General features: G+C 44.4%; 19 protein-coding genes and 1 other RNA gene. 5 read left to right on the top strand and 15 right to left on the bottom strand.

What is annotated here, in order from left to right:
- Positions 1-8: 8 nt before the first annotated feature.
- The 5 genes from pyrR to FC51_RS01570 form a co-directional block, all read right to left on the bottom strand.
- A complete protein-coding gene (gene pyrR / locus FC51_RS01590; protein ID WP_013727896.1) occupies positions 9-542 on the bottom strand; it encodes a bifunctional pyr operon transcriptional regulator/uracil phosphoribosyltransferase PyrR in 534 nt (177 codons plus the stop codon).
- 90 nt (positions 543-632) lie between these two features.
- Positions 633-1,541 carry an RluA family pseudouridine synthase gene (locus FC51_RS01585; protein WP_057909134.1) on the bottom strand — a complete coding sequence of 303 codons (909 nt, stop codon included), beginning with the start codon at positions 1,539-1,541 and terminating at the stop codon, positions 633-635.
- Positions 1,542-1,554: 13 nt separating this feature from the next.
- The gene (gene lspA, locus FC51_RS01580) at positions 1,555-1,995 is read right to left on the bottom strand and encodes a signal peptidase II (RefSeq protein WP_057909135.1); all 441 of its coding nucleotides are present in this window, start codon (positions 1,993-1,995) and stop codon (positions 1,555-1,557) included.
- A gap of 14 nt (positions 1,996-2,009) precedes the next feature.
- Positions 2,010-3,671: a formate--tetrahydrofolate ligase gene (locus tag FC51_RS01575; protein WP_057909136.1), complete on the bottom strand. Its 1,662-nt coding sequence runs from the start codon at positions 3,669-3,671 to the stop codon at positions 2,010-2,012.
- 49 nt (positions 3,672-3,720) lie between these two features.
- Positions 3,721-4,107, bottom strand: coding sequence for an EbsA family protein (locus FC51_RS01570; RefSeq protein ID WP_057909137.1), 387 nt, complete (start codon positions 4,105-4,107; stop codon positions 3,721-3,723).
- Between the two features lie 30 nt (positions 4,108-4,137).
- On the opposite strand from FC51_RS01570, the gene FC51_RS01565 reads away from it, so the two are divergent.
- The gene (locus FC51_RS01565) at positions 4,138-4,530 is read left to right on the top strand and encodes a ribonuclease HI family protein (protein WP_057909370.1); all 393 of its coding nucleotides are present in this window, start codon (positions 4,138-4,140) and stop codon (positions 4,528-4,530) included.
- On the opposite strand, the gene FC51_RS01560 is transcribed toward FC51_RS01565, so the two are convergent.
- The 5 genes from FC51_RS01560 to FC51_RS01545 form a co-directional block, all read right to left on the bottom strand.
- Positions 4,523-5,635 (bottom strand): NAD(P)/FAD-dependent oxidoreductase, encoded by a 1,113-nt coding sequence (locus tag FC51_RS01560; RefSeq protein ID WP_057909138.1) that lies wholly within the window; start codon positions 5,633-5,635, stop codon positions 4,523-4,525. The two genes, FC51_RS01565 and FC51_RS01560, sit on opposite strands and share 8 nt — an antisense overlap.
- A 51-nt stretch (positions 5,636-5,686) precedes the next feature.
- A complete protein-coding gene (locus FC51_RS01555; RefSeq protein WP_081037506.1) occupies positions 5,687-6,847 on the bottom strand; it encodes a THUMP domain-containing class I SAM-dependent RNA methyltransferase in 1,161 nt (386 codons plus the stop codon).
- A gap of 76 nt (positions 6,848-6,923) precedes the next feature.
- An RNA gene (gene rnpB / locus FC51_RS12055) (RNase P RNA component class B) lies at positions 6,924-7,297 on the bottom strand.
- A gap of 24 nt (positions 7,298-7,321) precedes the next feature.
- On the bottom strand, positions 7,322-7,699 hold the full coding sequence (gene gpsB / locus FC51_RS01550; RefSeq protein ID WP_057909140.1) for a cell division regulator GpsB: 378 nt from the start codon (positions 7,697-7,699) through the stop codon (positions 7,322-7,324).
- A gap of 57 nt (positions 7,700-7,756) precedes the next feature.
- Positions 7,757-8,329 carry an SLOG family protein gene (locus FC51_RS01545; protein ID WP_057909141.1) on the bottom strand — a complete coding sequence of 191 codons (573 nt, stop codon included), beginning with the start codon at positions 8,327-8,329 and terminating at the stop codon, positions 7,757-7,759.
- Positions 8,330-8,453: 124 nt separating this feature from the next.
- Between FC51_RS01545 and recU the strand changes: the two genes are divergently transcribed.
- Entirely contained in the window at positions 8,454-9,053 is a 600-nt protein-coding gene (gene recU / locus FC51_RS01540) for a Holliday junction resolvase RecU (protein WP_057909142.1), read from the top strand.
- Between the two features lie 18 nt (positions 9,054-9,071).
- Positions 9,072-11,402, top strand: a complete 2,331-nt coding sequence (locus tag FC51_RS01535) for a PBP1A family penicillin-binding protein (RefSeq protein ID WP_057909143.1) — start codon at positions 9,072-9,074, stop codon at positions 11,400-11,402.
- A gap of 366 nt (positions 11,403-11,768) precedes the next feature.
- Here the strand turns inward: FC51_RS01535 and FC51_RS01530 are convergent, their stop codons facing one another.
- The 5 genes from FC51_RS01530 to FC51_RS01510 all read right to left on the bottom strand — a co-directional run bounded on the left by FC51_RS01530 (position 11,769) and on the right by FC51_RS01510 (position 18,461).
- On the bottom strand, positions 11,769-12,491 hold the full coding sequence (locus FC51_RS01530; protein WP_318529166.1) for a DnaD domain-containing protein: 723 nt from the start codon (positions 12,489-12,491) through the stop codon (positions 11,769-11,771).
- A 40-nt stretch (positions 12,492-12,531) separates the two neighbouring features.
- Positions 12,532-13,812, bottom strand: coding sequence for an asparagine--tRNA ligase (gene asnS / locus FC51_RS01525; protein ID WP_372583779.1), 1,281 nt, complete (start codon positions 13,810-13,812; stop codon positions 12,532-12,534).
- A gap of 1 nt (position 13,813) precedes the next feature.
- Positions 13,814-15,034, bottom strand: coding sequence for a pyridoxal phosphate-dependent aminotransferase (locus FC51_RS01520; RefSeq protein ID WP_057909146.1), 1,221 nt, complete (start codon positions 15,032-15,034; stop codon positions 13,814-13,816).
- 18 nt (positions 15,035-15,052) lie between these two features.
- Positions 15,053-15,559, bottom strand: coding sequence for a cell wall elongation regulator TseB-like domain-containing protein (locus tag FC51_RS01515; protein ID WP_057909147.1), 507 nt, complete (start codon positions 15,557-15,559; stop codon positions 15,053-15,055).
- 64 nt (positions 15,560-15,623) lie between these two features.
- On the bottom strand, positions 15,624-18,461 hold the full coding sequence (locus FC51_RS01510; protein WP_057909148.1) for a helicase C-terminal domain-containing protein: 2,838 nt from the start codon (positions 18,459-18,461) through the stop codon (positions 15,624-15,626).
- Between the two features lie 198 nt (positions 18,462-18,659).
- Between FC51_RS01510 and mvk the strand changes: the two genes are divergently transcribed.
- Positions 18,660-19,637: a mevalonate kinase gene (mvk, locus tag FC51_RS01505; RefSeq protein WP_057909371.1), complete on the top strand. Its 978-nt coding sequence runs from the start codon at positions 18,660-18,662 to the stop codon at positions 19,635-19,637.
- Positions 19,618-20,604, top strand: a complete 987-nt coding sequence (gene mvaD, locus FC51_RS01500; RefSeq protein ID WP_057909149.1) for a diphosphomevalonate decarboxylase — start codon at positions 19,618-19,620, stop codon at positions 20,602-20,604. Before mvk ends, mvaD begins: the two co-directional genes overlap by 20 nt.
- The last annotated feature ends 10 nt before the right edge of the window (positions 20,605-20,614 follow it).

Raw genomic sequence — 20,614 nt, 5'->3', positions numbered from 1 at the left:
AATAAGCGCTATTTGATGAGTTCAACAGCATCCTTATCATCAATCTCTGATACGTACACTTTAATTTTTTCTTTTTGCGAACTTGGAATGTTTTTACCAACAAAGTCTGCCCGAATTGGTAATTCTCGGTGGCCACGATCAACCAACACAGCTAAATTGATACTCTTGGGTCTGCCAAGATCCATAACAGCTGACAAAGCCGCCCGAACCGTTCTTCCGGTATATAAAACATCGTCGACTAAAATAACCCGCTTTCCTTCAATGGAAAAGTTGATTTTGTTGTTCGACATTTTAACGTCGCTGCTCATCGCATCGTGTTCAATATCGTCACGATAGTTGGTAATATCCAACTCACCGACGGGAATTGAGACATTTTCCAACTGTTGAAGCCGATCAGCAATTCGATTTGCCAAGAAAATGCCGCGGGTTTTAATCCCGATCAAAACTAAATCTTCAACACCCTTATTTTTTTCAACGATTTCATACGTAATCCGTGTCAAGGCGCGTTGCATCGCCATTTTGTCTAGTATTATCTTTCCCATTAGTAAAAGCTCCTTAATTGAGTCACATTTGTACTTTAACCCGTATAAAAATGTTACACCACTTCAGAATATGAAAACAGCGCCGGATTGTCAAGATCCTAAAGCGTTGTTTACTCGTAAATTATTTAATGTATCTTCAAATATCTTTGGTAATGGTGCCGAAAAAATCATCAATTCATGTGTTTTGGGGTGCTCAAATCCCAGTTCTTGGGCATGCAGAAATTGTCCGTGCCCAGAAATGGTCTTGCGGGGACCATAGAGTGGGTCGCCTACAATTGGATGATGAATATATTTCATATGGACCCGGATTTGGTGTGTCCGGCCCGTTTCCAAGCGGCAACTAACCAGGGTATAATCGGCAAATCGTTCGAGAACTTCAAAATGTGTGACCGCCGGACGCCCATCAGCAACAATCGCTTGCTTCTTACGATCTTTTGGCGAACGGCCAATCGGTGCATTAATCACACCTGAATCTTCCCCAATTCTACCATGAACCAGTGCGACATACTTTCGTAAGCTTTTCTGTTCTTTGAGTTGCTGTGACAGAAATTGGTGGGCCGCATCATTTTTAGCCACCATCAATAGCCCGGATGTATCCTTATCGATCCGATGGACGATTCCAGGGCGAAATTCGCCATTAATCGTCGAAAGTGGGCTGTGAAATAGCAGGGCGTTGACAAGCGTGTGGTCAGGATGCCCCGGTGATGGGTGAACCACCATTCCCTGTGGTTTATTGACAACGATCACATCGTTGTCTTCATAAACGATATCCAACGGAATATCCTCAGGAGTTAAACTGATGGGCTGCGGCAAAACGTCGTCCACCACAATTTTATCTCCCGATTGAACATGGTACTTTGGCTTGGCAGGCTCGTCGTTTACACGAATCCGGCCGTCATCAATTAAAGATTTGGCACGGGAGCGACTGATGGCGGTATCCAGGTCGGAAATCACTTTATCCAGCCGCCCGGTTTGGTCGGTGACGGTATATTTTTTCACAAGTAGTCGCCTCCTACTTTTCGCGAATGATCGCGATCGCCAAAATTAAAATGCCAAAGGTCAGGTACATATCGGCACAATTAAAGATTGGGAAGTTAATAAAATCCAGTTGGAACATATCGACAACGTGATTGTTAAAGATCCGATCAATCACATTACCCAATGTTCCCGCCAACAGCAGGCCTAATCCAATTCGGTAAGGCACATTGGACCAGTACGTCACAATAAAGTACGTGACCAAAATTGCAGCCAGAATTGCAATAATCACGAAAACAAATTGATGGCCGGAAAGAATACTCCACGCTGCACCCGTATTGTTAATTCGTGTAATTGATAAGATCCCGTCAACGACTGAAAAGGATTGCCCCAAAGCAAGCGAGGCGACAACCCAATGTTTAACCAACTGATCCAGCCCGATCAGCAAAATGATTCCGATTACGTACAATACTGGCATTCAAATATCCCCTTTTAGAACAAGCCGGTAATTCGTCCTTGTTCGTCGATGTCCATGTCCAATGCAGCCGGATGAGTTGGCAGGCCGGGCATGGTTAGAATCTTTCCTGTAAGCGCGACGATAAAACCAGCACCTAATTTTAACTGTAAATCTGAAACGTGAATATTGAAGTCCTCAGGAGCACCGAGTTGCTTGGCATCGTCAGTGAATGAATATTGAGTCTTAGCCATGCAGACCGGCAAATTACCATAGCCCATCTTTTCAATCCGCTTCAGAGCATTCTTAGCCTTGTTAGACAGTTCAATATCATTGCCACCGTAGATTTGGGTGACAATCTTCTTGATTTTATCCGTTAATGAATCTTCATTTGAGTATAATGAATGAAATTCGCTAGGGTGATCACAGGCGGAGACCACTTCCTTGGCAAGTTCGATGGCCCCTTTACCGCCTTCAGCCCAACTATTGATAATGGTCCCCGTTACTTGAAGATCATTCGTAACGTAGTTTTGCAAATAAGTTAATTCGTCGTCGGTATCACTTGCAAATTTATTAATTGCAACAACCACTGGTTTACCATAACGTTGCATGCCTTCAACATGTCGTTTCAGGTTAACAACGCCCGCTTTGAGTGCAGCCAGGTTTTCTTCGTTCAGCGTTTTTTTGTCGGCACCGCCATTTAACTTCAGTGCCCGCACTGTCGCCACCACAACGACACAATCTGGAGACTGGTTCAAGCGTGGCGTCACGATGTCCATGAACTTTTCAGCACCGAGATCGGAACCAAATCCGGCCTCAGTAATCGCATAATCGCCAAAGTGAAGCGCTGCTTGGGTTGCCAAAATACTGTTACAGCCATGGGCAATATTGGCAAATGGGCCACCGTGGATAAAGGCTGGCGTATGTTCGATGGTTTGAACCAGATTCGGCTTAATGGCATCTTTAAGCAGCAGTGTTAAAGCACCCTCTACGTGCAGATCGGAAACCAGAACCGGCTTTCTATCGTAAGTATAGCCAATGAGCATTTTACCAATTCGTTTTTTGAGATCCTGTAAGCTGGTTGCCAGACACAAGATGGCCATCAGTTCACTGGCAACGGTAATATCAAAGCCATCCTGACGGGGAACGCCTGATGTTCGGCCACCCAAGCCAACGACCACTTGCCGTAATTCACGGTCGTTAACATCCATTACCCGTTTCCAAGTAATTTGGCGGGGATCGATATTAAGTGAGTTACCATGTTGAATATGATTGTCAATCAACGCAGCCAATGTGTTATTGGCCTCCGTCAGGGCATCAAAGTCACCGGTGAAATGCAGATTGATATCGTCCATCGGAACAACCTGAGCGTAGCCGCCGCCGGTCGCGCCACCCTTCATTCCCATAACAGGTCCGAGTGAAGGCTCACGAAGTGCCAACACCACTTTTTTATGTAATTCGTTTAATGCATCGCCTAATCCAACAGTAACGGTGGTCTTCCCTTCACCGGCAGCCGTTGGATTAATTGATGTCACTAAAATCAACTTTCCGTTTGGCTTTTCAGTCGTTGGATCAAAGTTGACTTTGGCCTTGTAATGCCCGTATTGTTCGATCTGATCTTCGCTAATTCCGAGTTTGCCGGCAATTTTGGTAATTGGTTCCATAACAGTTTCTTGAGAAATTTCAACATCGCTCTTCATAATGATTATGATCCTCCTAAAATAACAATCGACAGACAACAGGACAAAATTATTTGTTGGTAATCAATTCCTTTATTTCAATTACGGAATTTGCAGGTAAAATGAAACTATAGATCTTGGTGTTTGCAACAAATGCCAGTTGGTACTTTGCGGTGGTCACGTTTGAAATTTGGTCTAAATCAACGGTTAACCAATGAGGATTGGTAATCCGGCTGACGACTAATTGATGATCATGGACGATGATGCTTCGAAAATGAATCTCCGCCCAAGTGACGACCGCAAACAGCACGAAGAAAAATAACGTAATCCACTGAAAATGCGTAATCTCAAGCCAAATGATGACGCCGACAAAAAAGATGACCAGCGTCCAGCTCCAACAAATAATGCTACTTAACGGACTTGGCTGATAAAAAAAGTGACGTTTTTGAGTTACCATAATAAACTCCTTAAAGAAAGTGTGTTTGAATTGATTAAATTATACAGTGACGCAGCAGTAAATCAACATACCGGCCACACAGCAATCGGATTGTTAATTGTTCATGACGGAAAACAAATCCAATTAAAGAAAGTCATTGAACCGATGAACAACCATCGTGCCGAATTTAAAGCAGCGATTATTGGATTTCAACAACTCATCAAACTGCAGATCAATCCGGCCGAACTGATCTTTTTTTATACTGACAGTAAAATTGTCGTTGACAGTCTAAACAAGCAATACGCCAAACACTTTGAAGATGATGTTGACACGCTTTTAGCACTTCAATCGAAATTCACCACCGTTGTGAACACATGGATTCCCGATTCCCAAAACATGGGCGCTCACACTTTAGCATTGCAGGCCCTCCACGGAGCTAACTGATATAAGTGCCAATCGGTTTGGTGTAGTGATTCCAGTCAACCAAATGGCTGGAAAGAATCGATTGCGCTAAATGATAGCCAATCATTGGCCCAGTCGTTAACCCCGATGAGCCCAGCCCGCCGCCAACTAAAATCGATGGCATCGTAGGCAAAATACCAAAGAAGGGCGAAAAGTCGTCTGTGTAAGCCCTGGTACCAACACGCATATCGGTAATTTGGGCTTTTGATAACTGCTCAATAAAATATTGGGCGTTCTCAAACAACTGATTTTTGGCCGCTTCTTTAGGCGTTAAATCAAAGCCGCCGTCATTTTCATGGGTTGCCCCAACGACTAGTTTGCCATGATTAAATGGAATGATATCGCTCATACTTTCAGGCATCATTACTGGCATATTGTCCCAGGATGCCGGCATATCGACCAGCAAATCAATTAGTTGGCCCTTTTGCGGTCGGACCTTTAAGGAAAGCCCCAACGGTTTCAGCGTTTCGTGCATCCAGGCACCGGTCGCGACGATGATGCGATCAAACTGTCGAGGCCCTTGTTCGGTCAAAACTCGACCCGAACCGTCGAGGGAAACCCGCTGGTTAACAACTGCCAGATTTTCCTGCTGAGCGTTGGCTAATAGTTCAGCGACAAAATGCTGGCCATCAATCCGGGCGCCACCACTGACGAAGACCCCTTCCGGCGGATTTGTCAAAATTGGCATCCGTCGTTTGACTTCCGCTGAACTCAATAATTCAACGTTCCCCATTGCCGGCGTCTGGGCTGCTTTAATTTCCGCCTCATGATACAAGTCTAATAAATCAGCGTGGTCTTTTCGGGTGACAATCGTTCCGGTTCGACAATAGGCATTTGCGGACAGCTGAGCGTCGTTTACCAGTTGTTGGTATAATTCCGCACCCTGCTTTGCCAAAGCGTACCAGCGCTTGTTTCGTCGCTTTGAGAGCCACGGTGAAATGATACCTGAGGCTGCTTTGGTTGCTTGGCCGGTATCTTCGTCAAACAACGTGACTGCCACCGACTCATGTCCCTTTAAGTAACTCAAATAAAAAGCTGCAGTTGCACCAATGATGCCGCCACCTATGATTGCAACTTGTTTAACCATTCACTCACTTCTTTCTACCAAGTCGTTCTTATTTTACCATAGAATCGTGAATTATTTATCGTTATATTGGTTCAAACTGCGTAAATCTCGAACTTTTTTACCCCAAAATTGGAAATAGTCCGTTCTTATCGAACCGTTATAAAGTTTTCGTCGTTTAGTGGCCTTTTGACCATAGTATTTTTCAAAATCGAGATCAGAGGTTAAGAAGTACTTCGACCAGCTCGTGAGTGGGTTGAAGACTTTGCCCATTTGACGATAAAGCTCGTGCGCATGTTCGGCATCACTCATTCGCTGTCCATATGGTGGGTTGCCGACAATGACGCCGTTTACCTTGTCGGTCTTGAAATCAGCTACGGCCAATTGTTTAAACTGAATATCGTCAACCAGCCCGACTTCTTCAGCGTTGCGCTTGGAAATTTCGATCATGTTGCCGTCAATATCACTTGCTGAAATATCAAGTTCAACATCGTAATCAGCCTTTGAATCCGCTTCGTCGCGGACACGTTGAACCATATCCCCGTCAATGAAAGGCCATTGTTCGCAAATAAAATCGCGGTTAAAGCCAGGCGCAATGTTACGACCAATCATGGCAGCTTCAATTGGAATCGTACCCGAACCACAGAATGGATCGACAAACGGCATATCAGGATACCAACTGGTCAATAAAACAAGTGCGGCGGCCATGTTTTCCTTTAATGGTGCCGTTCCTTTTTCGACTCGGTAGCCCCGTTTGAATAGACTCGACCCGGTTGTGTCCATGGTCAGCATCACGTGGTCCTTGTTAATGGCGACTTCTAGTGGGAAAGTAGCGCCAGTTTCCGGTAACCGTGTGTGACGGTGATAAGCCGTGCTCAACTCATTCACAATCGCTTTTTTGACAATGGCTTGTGAATCAGGGACGCTGTGAAGTTTAGAGTTGCGTGAACGCCCTTCAACCGGAAAGGCCGCGTCCATTGGCAACATTTTGTCCCAAGCAATCGCGGTTGTCTGTTCAAATAACTCATCAAATGTGGTGGCATCAAATTCATCGACGATAATTTTGATTCTGTCAGCTGTTCTAAGCCATAGATTAGTTTTAATAATATCTTCTTCGGTACCGGTAAAACGGACCCGGCCGTTTTCGACTTCAACTTCATAACCTAAATCACGCATTTCTTTGCCAACAAGGGCTTCAATTCCGGCGGCACAAGTGGCCATTAAATTATATTTCATAAATTCCATCTCATTTCATATTTCTGGGTAACAAAAAAGTGGGAGCAAGCTCCCACCCAACCTGTTTGGTGTAAATCCCTGTAAGCCATGTTTTGTGCTTCTTACATCCCAGGACGATGTAACAAGTAGTAATCATCTATCTGAGAAATACCGAAGTATCTCTCCCCCACACTTGGTTCATTTACCGTGTGTGAAGCTCCCCTACCAAAAGTTTGGGTTTCCCGCTCGAGGGGTTTACCGCGTTCCATCAGTGAAGTTTCCCTCACTGTTCGTCACTGTGGCACCTTAGGGAATTAAAGCATAGCAAAGCCTTAGCCTTAATATCCGCCGTAACTCACAAAGAGTCCCCCGGCTTATTTTTTCACCGAGCACGATCACTACGGGCATCTCAGCCCGTGCGAGAATGGACTTTCCTCAGCCGTAAAAATACGACCGCAATTACTCAGAATTTACACCATTATTAGTTACGCAAGCCTAAAGCCTGTGTGAATCATTGGTATTGTTATCAAGCTGTGATCCGAATACCCGTCGCTCGAGATTTGACAAACGCTTTAAGATATCCATGTTGGTTGCACTGGACATTGGTTGGCTGGGAGCTGTTCGAGTTGGTGTAACACCAGCTGATGGCATCGGTTGGGAGCCGGATACAGCAATCTGCTTGTTCAATTCATCCACTTGGACTTTTAACCGTTCATTTTCATCACTGAGGGATTGGAGTTCCTTATTGAAGGTTTCATAATCCTTGATGATGTCATCCAAAAAGCTGTCAACATCATTGGGATCATAGCCACGCATCTTTTGTTTGAACTCTTTTTGAAGAATATCCTTCGGAGTATAATTAATGTTTTCCATTTATTGGTTACACCTCATCATTAATTTGCAACAAACCAATTAGAATAATATCATATATTAATCATCTTGAAAACTATTATTCAAGTTTTCCTGATATTCATCCGCTGCACTCTGTAAATCATCAAACGTAATGAGCTTATAGGGATAGGGATGGGTCTCTGCAAATTTGTTTATTTTATCGTAATCGTATTGCGATTTTCCTGGATTATCTAAATCATATATCAATAATGCCTGATCCGTATGGTTTAGCATGAATTCTTGGTAATTTCTTAACTGTTGCGGTGATTGATACGGCTTCTCGGACACTGACGCAGAAAAGTCAACCTTGGCCTTCAATGTTTGCAACTTCGTTTGATTATTCTCGTTCCAGTTATTGCCGAACTCCGCAAATGGCAGCATCATTGCTGTTTGAAACTCACCCGGATAATTATCTTTTAGACTAAGTGCCACTTCGAGCGACCACTGTTCGATCCCCAACTGACCGCCAGAAATAATCCAGTCGGTTCCATCGACGATCGCTTGGACAAGTTCATTCTTTAAAACAGTATCAAGCACCTTGCGCTTTGGATCATCATCCTTAAAAATGCCGAGTTCATAGCTGCGATAGCCGGTTACCCACAAACGGCTCATGATATCACCCTAACGATTAATTATTTTCAATAGACACTCCACTTGCTATAATAACATTATTGTGGTTATTGTTTACTTAAATGAAGTACAATATAACTATTCACAAAAAAGGAAGCTTCCGTTCATGACGATTAGATACCCTAATGGAAATCAGTTTTACGAACAACCAGCCTCTTCAAACACGCACAACGATTCGATTGACTTCTCCAATCGGGGAATGACGTTGGAAGACGAGATCAATAAAAGCAATCAGTACTACTTAAAAAATGGGATTGCGGTGATCCATAAAAAGCCAACGCCAATTCAAATTGTCTCGGTCGATTATCCCAAACGAAGTGCGGCCAGAATTAAAGAGGCTTATTTTCGTAAGGCGTCGACGACAGATTACAATGGCGTTTATAAGGGAAAATATATCGACTTTGATGCAAAGGAAACCAAAAGCAAAACTTCTTTTCCTTTAAAAAACTTTCATAAACATCAGGTTGAACATATGAGACAATGTTTAAAGCAACAGGGAATCTGCTTTGCGATCATCAAGTTCATTTCCGACCAGTCAGTTTACCTTTTAAAAGCCACCGATCTGATCGACTACTGGGATCAACAGGAAACTGGCGGTCGCAAGTCAATCCCAAGAAAAGTCATTGAAAAAGACGGCTTTTTGATTGCGTATCGGATCAACCCACTGCTCCCCTATCTCACTGCGGTTGATTCATTCATTGAATAAGTTACGAAGGAGACCTCTATGTCACAGAACAGTCCTCAAAACTCACGTGCACAAGTTAGGCGTGGGCGACAATTCAGCAATACCAAGAAAAAAGGCCCATTCCGAAGAATTTTGAAGTATGGACTGATCCTTTTAGGTGCCCTGTTTATTTTTGGCGCCGGTTTATTTACGTATTACGCGGCCAGTGCACCGCAGATTACCCGTTCCGCGCTAACCAGTGATAATTCGACTAAGTTTTACGATACAAATGGCAAAGTCATTTCACGTTTGGGCAGTCAAAATCGGGATTATGTCAAATCAAAGAATATTCCACGAACCCTCAAACGAGCTGTCGTCTCCATCGAAGACCGCCGATTTTATAAACATCATGGTGTCGATCCGATCCGAATCATGGGTGCCGCAGTGTCTAACCTCACCGGATCGTCGCTTGGCCTTCAAGGCGGAAGTACGTTAACCCAACAACTGGTTAAATTGTCGGTATTCTCAACGGCAGCCAGTGATCGAACCCTTAAACGAAAGGCTCAGGAAGCTTGGCTGGCAATTAAAGTTGAAAATCGATATTCCAAGAGTCAGATCTTGGAATTTTATATTAACAAGGTCTACATGGGAAACGGCGTCTATGGGATGCAAACGGCAGCGGAATTTTATTACAACAAGACACTCAATCACTTGACGCTCCCCCAATTTGCATTATTGGCCGGAATGCCGCAGTCGCCAACGCTTTATAACCCTTATAAATATCCGCAGTACGCAACCAAGCGCCGCAATGAAGTGCTTGATGCAATGGTTAAAAATAAGGCCATTACTGAACAGCAGGCACAGTCCGCAAAGAATACCAGTGTTAAAGCGCACCTTTCAAAAACACACGCGAAGGCACGAACGTCTGAAAAAACATCGAAATACATTGACTCATATTTAAAACAGTCGATTGAAGAACTTGAAGAAAAGGGCTACAAAGCCAACAGTGGCTTGAAAGTCTACACCAATCTCGATATGTCGGCGCAAAAGAAGTTGTACAACGTCAGCAACAACGACCCCACGATTGCGTATCCGAATAACCGGTTCCAAGTCGGTGCAACTATCGTCAATGTGAATAACGGTAAAGTTGTCGCAATGCAGGGAAGTCGAAAGACCAAGGTTGCGTTTGGCTTGAACCGAGCTGTACAAACCGGGCGGTCATCAGGGTCAACGGCTAAGCCAATCATGGATTATGGCCCTGCCATTCAATATTTAAAATACCCAACTTATCAACCCGTCAAGGATACCCCTTACGTTTATCCCGGCACCGATAAGTCCGTTTATGATTTTGATAATAAATACCAAGGGACCATTACCATGCGAAAAGCACTGGTTGAGTCACGAAACATTCCGGCAATTCGAACGTTGGAAAACGTCGGTGTTCCAAAGGCAACAAGCTTCCTGAAGAACCTTGGGATGACTTTCAGTAAACCCTTGGAGATTCAAAACGGAATCGGCTTATATATTTCTTCCGAACAGCTGGCTGCTTCCTACGCTGCCTTCTCAAATGGCGGTACTTATTATAAGCCGTATCTGATTAATAAGATTGTTCAAAACAACGGCGTTACGCACACTTATAAATCCAAAGGCAAACGGGCAATGTCTCCTGCAACCGCGTTTATGATTACCAATATGCTTAAAGGGGTCATGAACAGCAGTAATGGTTCAGGAACTGCCGCAAAAATTTCAGGGCTCTACGAAGCTGGTAAGACCGGTACGACCCAGTACCCGGATGACTACTTAAATAAAGTCCCTGCAATGTCGACCATGGATTCGTGGTTCTCTGGTTACACTAGAAACTACTCGCTGGCAGTTTGGACCGGCTACGATCATCAATTTAAGGCAAATTCTTACGTCACGTCTGCTCAAACAACGATTGCCCAGCAAATTTATAAAAACGTCATGAGTTACATTTCCCAAGACAAACCAAACCAAGACTGGGTTCAGCCAAGTGATGTTGTTTCAACGGAGCGCGGCGGCCAAACGGAATACTACGTTGCCGGCTATCCGGGAACTGTCACTGATAATAGCTCCAACCAAACAACCAGCGGTTATACCACTGATAGCAGTTCGAGTTCAGCAGTTGTCACTCAGCCTCGTGGAAGCGAAAGTTCAAGTAGTGCTGAAAGCTCTAGCGAATCTTCAGCATCTACTCCCTCAGAGCAAAAGCCAAGTGGTGATGGTGGCAATAACGGATCTGACGATAACTCGTCAAGCGCCAGTTCAACGGATAACAGTGGCAATGATAATAATAATGCGACCGATAATGGCGGCAACACAACCAACGGTGGTAACGACAATAATGGCGGAACGACTGATGAAACTCAATAAATGATTGACTAGAAAACGAGATGTCGGGGCAAAATTAACTGTTTTGCTCCGGCATCTTTTTGTTATATAAAAATCAGTCAAGCTGGGATGTTTGGAAAATTGACTTATACCTTAGAGTCAAATCAAAATTGGTTCCAGACCCGCCTTTCCATCGTCAATTAATAGATACGAAACAAGGGGCTGTGGCAAAACTAACATTTTGCCGACAGCCCCTTGTTTTTTCAATTTTTATATAGCCGGAACGTGTGCCAAAAGGCCGCTTCCTAGGCATAACTACGAATAACTTTCCGAGCTTTCAGCTCAAAAAGTCATTCTAGGTTATGCTACGGAAGCAAACCCGCCTTTTGGCACACTCCCTTTAATTATTTAATGATCCTCACCCGATAGATTGATAAATGGGATATCCGGTCCGTGGTACTCACCCGCACCATCGTCCGCTTTCCCAATGTTTCGGTTCTTGTTGTAGGCTTCAATTTGATGAGCTGATTGGAGATTTTTCTTCTTCCAGTTAATCAAAATTCGGTCCATGTATTTCAAACTATATACTTGATTTAAGACGGTTTCCTTTAAAGCCAATCGAATCATTTCCGCTGAGTAGTGATCAATATCCAACCACTGGCTAATCATTTCCATTTCCAACGGTGACAGCGTCCTGCCAAACTCTTTTTCGATACTCTCAAAGACGGCTTGGCGTTGGGTGCTGTCAACTGGTTGATTGGTGTTGGAGAGCTCCGGACGCGTCTCTACTTGGGTATCCTTGACCAGAGACAGCTTTTCGTACAGCGACGTAAAGTCGTATGCGTCTACCGGCTGACCCTCAATGGTGACCCGCGTAATTTTCGCGAGCTTTTTTTCAATCAACTGATGAAATAACGCGAATAACTGTTGCTCATTGTATCCGGTCTGGTGCGCCAGTTCAGCCATTTCAGGCATGGGAACGACCAGATCATGATCTTTTTTGATCAGCAGGTAAATAAACAATTCTTGATTACTGATCCCAATTTCACGGTAATGTTTCAGCAAATAGTTACTGATTGTCGTCTGTCCCTGATCCAAGATCTTGTGGGCATAATCATCCAATTCAATCACCTCTGATCCTTACAAATGATTGACACGAAAACAGATTGATTTATGGGTAAATTCGGTTAAGCAATCTTGGGAATGGAATCGCCTCACGAACATGGTCCTCGCCTGTGAGCCAAGTTAAAGCCCGTTCGAGTCCAAGTCCAAACCCTGAATGAGGAACACTGCCGTATTTACGAAGGTCCAAATACCAGGAATATTCTTTTGGATCCAGTCCTGCCTTAACAATCTGGTCATACAAATAATCATAATCAGTTGCCCGCTCAGAGCCACCAATAATTTCCCCGTATCCTTCAGGTGCCAATAAGTCGGCACAAATCACAACGTCATCACGAGTTGGATGTGGCTTCATGTAAAATGGCTTAATGGCTTTTGGATAGTTAATCACGAACACCGGTTGATTAAATTGGTCAGCTAAGAAGGTTTCCTCAGGAGAGCCAAAGTCAACGCCCCACTCGAGATCAAAGCCACCCTTTTTGAGCATTTCGATCGCTTCATCATAGCTGATTCGAGGATAAGGTAAAACGGTGTACTTCTTTAAAATCTCAGGATCACGTCCAAGGGTCTTTAATTCCATTTCACAATTATCCAACACTCGCTGAACCAAGTAGGCGATATAGCGTTCCTGAATTTCCAAGCTTTCTTCTTGGTGCATGAAGGCCATTTCAGGTTCAATCATCCAAAATTCGATCAAATGACGACGCGTCTTTGATTTTTCAGCTCTAAAGGTCGGTCCAAATGAAAAGACCTTGCCAAATGCCTCCGCACCGGCTTCTTCATACAGTTGCCCACTTTGTGACAAGTAGGCATCCCGGTCAAAATACTCGGTATGAAACAGCGTTGTGGTACCTTCAGGGGCACTACCCGTTAGAATTGGTGAGTCAATTTTGATAAAGCCCTCGTCATTAAAGAAATCATAGGTTGCTTTGATGACTTCATTTCGAATGCGCATCACAGCGTGTGGTCGACTGGAACGTAACCACAAGTGACGGTGGTCCATCAAGAAATCGACACCGTGCTCCTTAGGCGTAATGGGATAATCATGGGTTTCAGAAATGACCTCAATGGTTTCAACTTCAATTTCATAACCAAATTTAGACCGGGCATCCTCATGAATAATCCCAGTGACCCACATACTTGTTTCCTGCTTAACCTCTTTTGCTAACTCAAACGTTTCAGGGGTTACGTTATTTTTAACAACAACACCTTGAAAGAAAGCTGTTCCATCACGTAGTTGCAAAAAGGCGATTTTACCACTGGATCGTTTGTTGGTAAGCCATACGCCGATTTTAACTTTTTCATTGACGTATTTGGGTGCATCGACCATGTTAATCTGTTTCAATTCCAATTCCTCCAGATACTTGTTTTTCTAAAAATTGATTCATAAAAGCGGTGATCCGTTCAACAGCAGTGGACAAGTCTTCCAAACTCGTTGCATAACTCATCCGCAAATAACCGGGCATCCCAAACGCAGCGCCATCCACGACAGCTACGTGGGCCTCCTGTAGTAGACGGTCAACGAGTTCGCCCGATGACTGAACGCCGGCGAGTTGAATGGCGGCACTCACATCTGGGAACAAATAAAAGGCTCCCTCAGGCTTGGCACGCAACTTGAAGCCGGGAATTTTTTCAACCAGCGGGTAAATCGTATTCAACCGTTGTTCAAATGCCTGCCGCATCGTTTCCACTTCTGATTGGTCCGATTCAAGAGCGGCAATTGCTGCATACTGACTGACGGTTGCTGGATTGCCAGTCGTATGAGACAAAATCGAATTGACTTTGCTGATCAGCTCCGGCGCTCCGGCAACGTAACCGATTCGCCAACCAGTCATTGAGTACGCTTTGGAGACGCCGTTAACCAAAATCGTTGAGGCCGCAATCCTGTCATTGATTTGGACAAGTGAATAAAACTGGTTTTGATTGTAAACCAACTTGCCGTAAATATCGTCGGCAATTAAGATAACGTTGTGCAAAACCGCCCAATTACCAATTGCTTCCAGCTCTTCTTTTGAGTAGATGGTCCCGGTTGGATTTTGTGGTGAGTTGATCACAAGCACCTTGGTGTTGTGGTTGACAGCATCGTCCAGCCCATCGGTGGTGATCTTAAAATCATCCCCGGTTTCGACAATCACCGGCTTGCCACCCGCCAACAAAACCTGCTGCTTGTAGCTGACCCAACTTGGCCGTGGCAGCAACACTTCGACCCCTGGATCAACCAATGCCTGCATCAGCACATAAAGGGCCATTTTTGCCCCGTTCGTGACACTAATTTGATCGATTGGGTAAATGACCCCGTAATCTTTTTTAATCCGCTCAGCAATGGCCTCTTTAAGTTGCGGCAAGCCACTGGCTGGTGTGTAAAAACTTGTTTTACCACTTTTAATTGCTTTAATCGCTGCATCAGCAATCAATTGAGGCGTCGTAAAATCCGGTTCGCCAATTCCTAAATTGATCACATCGATTCCTTTACGAATCATGGCTTTGGCGGTATTAGAGACTTTGACGGTCGCGGATGGTTCAACATTCATTGCCCTGTCAGAAAATTTCATCAAGCTATCCTTTCATGTCTATATATTTTCAATCGATTGATAAATGGTGCCGTTTTTAAAGCTAATGGTTGCAAAACACAGATTGTTCTTGGCGTTCATGTAGCTCACAACCCAATAAGGCTTCGACTTAATCAGCGTCAAACCAATGCCGTTAATTTTTTTCGGCTTTTTTCTTTGCGTCACGACGTTTTTGGCCTGCTGCTCACTGATCCCACTACTACTGTTGATAATAGTGACCGTTCCGCCCTTCTTGGCAACGATGACGTACACGCTTTTATTTTTGTTATCGACGCCGGAAACGGAATAGTAGGTCTTACCCAAATTCGAGGTGTAAAAGGAATTCACATCCTTTATGCCGGCATACTTCTTGGCAATTGTTTCCGTTTGCCCGCGCGCAATTGTCATTGGCCGTTCCGCAGTATGCAAAATGATAAACGCCGTAAAAGCAATAATCAGGATAATCGAAATCAAGATCCATGAGATTTTAACGTTTGACTGCTTTTTGATTCTTCGTTGCCGTTGCATGTAATTTTCCTCTCAAATTTCGTTATTTCTCATTATAGCAAATAAACGCCTGTCCTGAAGCACATTAATTCCTGCTTTCAAAAAACTTAACCATGTCAAGGATACAGTCGCTAATATCGCCCTTGATAATTGGAATTTCGTTGCGCAGATTTGCCAGAATTGTACTGCCATAGCGTTTAGTCAGCAAACGGGGATCCAAAATAAAAATGGTGCCATAATCATCTTTGGTCCTCAAAAGCCGTCCCATCCCCTGACGCAATCTGAGCGTCGCTTTGGGCAGTGTAATGCTGTAAAAGGGATTCTTACCTTTGCTGCGTTCAATGGAGTACAGCGCGTGATTATAAGGGTCTGACGGCGTGTCAAACGGCAGCTGGGCCACAATCAGGTTTTCCAAGAGGCTGTGCGGAAAATCAACGCCCTGCCAAAACGTATTGGCGCCCAACAAAATCGCGGGCTCATGGTGAATAAACTGCTTGCTGATTTTTGAAGCCGTGCCATGGACGCCCTGCGCCAAGACGAAATGAGTGGCGGTAAATCCACTTTCCTGAAGCATTTGATAAATCCGTTCGATGGCATTCAGGGAGTTAAACAGGACCAACGTCTGTCTTGGCTCATTCTTGTAAATGGCCTGAATGTCTTCAGCAACTCGTTTTAAGTAGGCATCCGAATTGGTCGCGAACTTTTGATCATCCTTATCGGTCACCAAATAAAGGCGCGCCTGGTCCTGTGGATTAAAGTCGCTTTTCAGTCGCTTAATTGAGGACTGGTCACGGTCAATCCCCAGCAGGTTATAAATAAATTGCGACCGGCGGGATGAAAAGATCGTCGCTCCGGTAAAAGTAACGGGTTCAAAGACCGAATACAGATGCTCGCGCAGATAATCTTCTGTCTTCAAAATTCCGCGGTTCAAACTTAAACTGTTAACGTCTTTTACGTGGTTAATCGTCACCCAGGTCACGTGTTGTTCGATGGCTTGGTCATCCACGTCAACGATCGAAAGCAATAGGCGCAGGAGGTGATTGAATTCGTTATAATTTTCGAAAAACGAATAGATACTCATGAAGTCGTGATTCGTATAAACATCGGTATTATGATCAATTTGCGTATTCAACGTGACCAACAGCGAATCCAGCTGGTCGTGAATGGCACCGATTTGTTGAATGATTGGTTGATCAGCGGACACCATCGACTTCATTTCAGTGATCGGGATTAACCGCTCGAAAAACGCACTGTTGCGGTGCAATTTCTTACCCTTAACCACCTGCTCAAAAATGGTTTGAATCAGTTCTGAAACCAAGTCTTTAACCTGCTTTAATTGGGTGTCCATTTCGTTAACCGCATTGGCCAAAATGGCATCATCGCCAACAATTTCTCGAATGTTGGCCTCGTGGGTTTGATTGATATTGCCCAAAAGCTTGTTGATGGTGGTAATCAATCCCAAGGGATTAATTTTTTCCTGATTATTTCGAATGGCAGTCTCTGCAAACTGCTGGGTTTCATCAATCAGAAGGTAGGGCTTCACCGAAAGCGCCTTGAAGTATTGCCAGTTCTTAATTAGATAACTGTGATTGACAATGATGAAATCGGCATTTTCCGCCTTCTTCAAATTGTATCGTAAAAAATCATCGTCATAAAATGGCTCATTGGGATCCAGCCATTTAACGCCGGTGTGCTGAATTTTCCAAACAAACGGGGTTTGGTCGACATTTAAATGCAATTCGTCCAAATCTCCGGTGGTCGTGACGGTCAGCCAAACCAGAATCTGGGCCTTGATAAAGGCTGTTTGACTGGAATTGTCCGGGACAAACAACAGATTGCGGAACTTGTACAAATCGATGTAATGACTGGCCCCTTTCAAGATGACACTGTGAATTTTGAAGGGCAACCCCTGATTGAGCATTGGCAGCGTTTGATTTTGCAGCTGAAACTGAAGATAAGTTGTTGACGTACTGATTACAGTGGGCTTTTTTGATGAAACCAAATAACTTAGCGGCAGACAGTACCCGAGGCTTTTCCCAATTCCGGTTGGTGCTTCAATCAGCAACGTTTTGGCCTCGTGATGGCTGGGGTCGGCATAATTGTTATAAATGAGATTCATCATCTTGTTTTGTTCCAGCCTGGATTCCAAATTGTCAGGTAAAATCCGTTGTTTGGCTTTTTTTGTCTTGGGATAATGAAACTGCTGTTTATCAACTGGAGGCAGGTTCTTCAAATCATCGTGTTTGCGCAATACTAAGCCAGACGACACCCGCAGCTGATCAGCTAATTTCGGGGTGTGGGCTTGGTGTCGATTGCGTTCATCCGCATCCAAAAATACCTGCATCGTATCTTGTGGCAGCGATGGATTGACGCTGATAATTTGTTCAAGGGTCGTTCTTGGCAACGTTTGAATCTGACGAAGCAAAATCAACAGTAATTTGGCGGTCGCCTTGGCGTCGCTGTCTGCGGTGTGCGGATGGTCGTGTTCAATGTTAAAATAAGCACTTAAATCCTGAAGCCGATAACTGGCGAGTGTCGGTAGTAAAATCTGGCTCAAAGTAACCGTGTCAATGGCTTCGATCTGAAGTTCAGGATAACCGACCCGCTGAAATTCCGCATTGATAAACGGAAAGTCAAAATTAACATTATGAGCGACAAATACAGTATTATTTAACAGTTGATACAGTTCCGGTGCAACCTGATCGAACGTTTTCGCTTTTTTAAGCCGTTCATTGGAAATCCCGGTTAACTGAACAATGCGGTTGGGAACTTCACGCTGCGGATTGATATCCGTTACGTATGTTTTAATAATTTGATTGTTGGAAACAAGGCAGCAGCTGAACTGGATGGTCCGATTATCTGCGGAAAGATCCGTTCCGGTGGTTTCGATATCAACCACTGCGAAGGTAGTTTTTGAATTCATCTGTCATTCACCAATCTGTTTATGAGCTGACTTTTTTCTTAATAATTCACTAACTTTAATCATACTACAAGCAAGATATGATAATCTACCATGGAAAGTAAAGTCGAAATCTTGAAGAATCTCTAAAAATATCTTTAAAACGTTCTGGATACAAGGAACTATGATAAAATTGGAATGTTTGAAAGTGAGCGGATAAAGTTGAAAGAAAAAGCAACTGGAAAAAGTTATGCAAAAATTATTTGGTTTGGCGAGCACAGCGTCGTTTACGGCAAGCCGGCCATTGCCATCCCAATCTACTCGGTTGACGTTACAGCGACGATCCGACGCATCAATGCTGGCCAAAATATCCATTGTCGCTACTTTGACGGCCCGGTTGATCAAATGGCCGAAAACCTGCGGGGAATTAAGACCCTGATTGATCATTTAACCAACTTATTGGGCGCAAAAGACGTTGCCTTTGACCTGACGATTGAAAGCAAATTGCCCTCCGAACGGGGAATGGGCTCGTCTGCGGCAACGGCCATTGCTGTCATCAGAGCTTTTTTTGCCTTTTTTGAAGTGAGTTTAACGCGCGACATGCTGCTAAAGCTCGCAGAAATTGAGGAAAAAATTACCCACGGCAATCCAAGCGGCTTGGATTCGGCAACCGCCAGCTCGAGTATGCCGATCTGGTTTATCAAAAATGAAATCAACGAACAGATTGATTTTAATTTGCCAACTTCATCGCTGGTGATTGCCGATAGTGGCATTAAGGGTAAGACGTCCGAGGCTGTTTCGTTGGTTCATAGTAATTTAGTCGACCAACCGGAAATGGCTGACCCCCTAATCCAACAATTGGGCACAATTGCAGAAACTGCCCGTCAAGCGCTGGCGGAAGCTGACGACGAGACATTAGGTAAATTAATGACCCAATCCCAGCAAAATCTCGCACAGTTAGGTGTCAGCAATCACACCCTCGATACGTTTTGCCAAGTCGCCTGCCAAAATCACGCTTTGGGCGCCAAATTGACGGGAAGCGGCTTAGGCGGCTGTGTCATCGCACTAGCCAAGAACCAGGCGGACGCCCAACAAATTTCAACGGCACTTCGAAAAGCAGGCGCCACTCAAACTTGGATTCAATCATTCAAGAATTATCAATTTTCGACAGGAGAAGCACATGACAACCTCGTCCAATAACTCAGCTACTGCCTTGGCCCACACCAATATTGCCCTGATTAAATACTGGGGAAAGAAAAATGCAGATTTAATTATCCCCTACACGGGAAGCCTGTCACTCACCCTGGATCAATTTTATACCAAGACCCAGGTGTCGTTTGACCGGCAACTTGAACAAGATACCCTCTTAATTAACGAACAAGCTGTCACGGATAAGAGCTGGCAGCGGGTCCACGATTTTTTGAATTTGGTTCGGCAGCAGTCCGGGATCACCGAAAACGCTCGGGTCATTTCTGACAATCACGTTCCGACCGCAGCAGGACTGGCTTCATCGGCTTCCGCCTTTGCTGCATTGGCCGCTGCGGCCAGCAAAGCTTCCGGAATGGATTTAAATGAGCGGGACTTATCCCGACTTGCCCGCCGTGGTTCGGGATCCGCTTGTCGTTCAATATACGGTGGCTTTGTCGAGTGGCAGCGAGGATCCGATGATACGGATTCCTATGCGGTTCCAATTGAAAATCCAAACTTAAAGGACATTCGAATTGTTGCTTTGACCATCGAGACCCACCAAAAACCAATTTCCAGTCGTCAGGGGATGGAACGTTCAGTGACGACTTCGCCCTATTACCCAACTTGGGTGAAAGTGGTTGAGTCGGATCTAAAAGAAATCAAATCAGCCATCAGCCAAAATGATTTCGCCAAGTTCGGTGCAATTAGTGAATTTAACGCCATGCGGATGCACGCGTTAACGCTTAGCGCCAATCCCGACTTCCTGTATTTTAACGGAATGACGTTGGATGCCATGAACGAAGTCAAGCGGCTTCGGCATGCTGGGGTTGAGTGTTACTATACAGTTGACGCGGGGCCAAATGTCAAAGTCATCTGCCAAACCAAGAACGTTGACACAATTGCCAACACATTTTCAAAAATATTGGGTCCGGAAAAAGTGACGGTAGCAAAGCCGGGCCCCGGAATTAAGTATCTTTAATCAGGAAAGG

The organism is Lentilactobacillus parabuchneri DSM 5707 = NBRC 107865, assembly GCF_001435315.1.
Taxonomy (GTDB): domain Bacteria; phylum Bacillota; class Bacilli; order Lactobacillales; family Lactobacillaceae; genus Lentilactobacillus; species Lentilactobacillus parabuchneri.
Note: the sequence above shows the minus strand (reverse complement) of the source record. Positions and strands in the feature narration are given on the sequence as shown.

Coding starts and splice junctions, on each gene's coding strand:
- pyrR (WP_013727896.1), bottom strand. CDS start 542: ATGGGAAAGATAATACTAGACAAAATGGCGATGCAACGCGCCTTGACA.
- lspA (WP_057909135.1), bottom strand. CDS start 1,995: ATGCCAGTATTGTACGTAATCGGAATCATTTTGCTGATCGGGCTGGAT.
- FC51_RS01575 (WP_057909136.1), bottom strand. CDS start 3,671: ATGAAGAGCGATGTTGAAATTTCTCAAGAAACTGTTATGGAACCAATT.
- FC51_RS01570 (WP_057909137.1), bottom strand. CDS start 4,107: ATGGTAACTCAAAAACGTCACTTTTTTTATCAGCCAAGTCCGTTAAGT.
- FC51_RS01560 (WP_057909138.1), bottom strand. CDS start 5,635: ATGGTTAAACAAGTTGCAATCATAGGTGGCGGCATCATTGGTGCAACT.
- FC51_RS01555 (WP_081037506.1), bottom strand. CDS start 6,847: ATGAAATATAATTTAATGGCCACTTGTGCCGCCGGAATTGAAGCCCTT.
- gpsB (WP_057909140.1), bottom strand. CDS start 7,699: ATGGAAAACATTAATTATACTCCGAAGGATATTCTTCAAAAAGAGTTC.
- FC51_RS01545 (WP_057909141.1), bottom strand. CDS start 8,329: ATGAGCCGTTTGTGGGTAACCGGCTATCGCAGCTATGAACTCGGCATT.
- recU (WP_057909142.1), top strand. CDS start 8,454: ATGACGATTAGATACCCTAATGGAAATCAGTTTTACGAACAACCAGCC.
- FC51_RS01535 (WP_057909143.1), top strand. CDS start 9,072: ATGTCACAGAACAGTCCTCAAAACTCACGTGCACAAGTTAGGCGTGGG.
- asnS (WP_372583779.1), bottom strand. CDS start 13,812: ATGGTCGATGCACCCAAATACGTCAATGAAAAAGTTAAAATCGGCGTA.
- FC51_RS01520 (WP_057909146.1), bottom strand. CDS start 15,034: ATGAAATTTTCTGACAGGGCAATGAATGTTGAACCATCCGCGACCGTC.
- FC51_RS01515 (WP_057909147.1), bottom strand. CDS start 15,559: ATGCAACGGCAACGAAGAATCAAAAAGCAGTCAAACGTTAAAATCTCA.
- FC51_RS01510 (WP_057909148.1), bottom strand. CDS start 18,461: ATGAATTCAAAAACTACCTTCGCAGTGGTTGATATCGAAACCACCGGA.
- mvaD (WP_057909149.1), top strand. CDS start 19,618: ATGACAACCTCGTCCAATAACTCAGCTACTGCCTTGGCCCACACCAAT.